This is a genomic window from Saccharomonospora iraqiensis subsp. paurometabolica YIM 90007, assembly GCF_000231035.2.
In the GTDB taxonomy this organism is placed as follows: Bacteria; Actinomycetota; Actinomycetes; order Mycobacteriales; family Pseudonocardiaceae; genus Saccharomonospora; species Saccharomonospora paurometabolica.
The window spans coordinates 4,615-5,391 of sequence record NZ_KI912204.1 but is presented as its reverse complement, the minus strand read 5'-3'; the positions used below and the strand labels follow the sequence as shown (position 1 = coordinate 5,391).

Annotated in this window: 1 protein-coding gene and 1 pseudogene; one reads left to right on the top strand and one right to left on the bottom strand. The window is 76.2% G+C overall.

The features are described from left to right. Positions 1–220: pseudogene (locus SACPADRAFT_RS33710) on the bottom strand (hypothetical protein); the annotation flags it as partial. Between the two features lie 87 nt (positions 221–307). Between SACPADRAFT_RS33710 and SACPADRAFT_RS0203065 the strand changes: the two are divergent. Continuing rightward, a partial coding sequence (locus SACPADRAFT_RS0203065) for a glycerophosphodiester phosphodiesterase family protein (RefSeq protein ID WP_007027834.1) occupies positions 308–777 on the top strand: 470 nt, incomplete at its 3' end.

The following is a 777-nucleotide window of genomic DNA, read 5'->3' as shown; positions in this document are numbered from 1 at the left end:
GGCCGGTCCGCGCGGTGTCGTCGCCCGCCCCGGTTCGGCCCTCGTCGAGGCGGCGGCCGCACCAGCCGCAGTGCACCGGGCGGCCCCGTCTGCCGGACGGCGGCACACCGTCGGTACCGTCCCGGTGCCCCTCCTCCCCTCGCCCGTCCGTGGTTCCGTCACGTGACGGGAACGGGGTGTCGGTGTGGGCGGGTTCTCGTCGCGCGGCCGGGTCACTCATCGGCTGCGCACACTAACCGTTCCCCCGCCGCGCCGCGCGGCGTGCCGCCCGTGTCGCCCCGACCGCCGGGCGGGCACACTGGGCCGTATGACCGCCGCGTTCCCCTACCTGGCCGGCTCCCCTCCCCGCGCGTTCGCGCACCGTGGCTGGCACGTCGGTGACCTGGACGGGATGGAGAACTCCCTGCCCGCGTTCCGGAGGGCGGTGGCCGAGGGGTACCGCTACATCGAGACGGACGTGCACGCCAGCGCCGACGGGGTCGTGGTGATCCACCACGACGGGGCACTGGACCGCACCACCGACGGCACCGGCCCGATCGCCGGGCAACCGTGGCGGGTGGTGCGGCGGGCCCTGGTCGGCGGCCGGGAGCCGGTGTCGAGGTTGGAGGACGTGCTGGAGGAGCTCCCGGGCGCGTTGTTCAACGTCGACGTCAAGTCGGACGCGGCGGTGGAACCGTTCGTGCGGGTGCTGCGGCGGTGCGCCGCGTTCGACCGGGTGGCCGCCGCGTCGTTCTCGGAGGCGCGGTTGGCCCGGCTGCGTCGGCTGGCGGGGCCGCG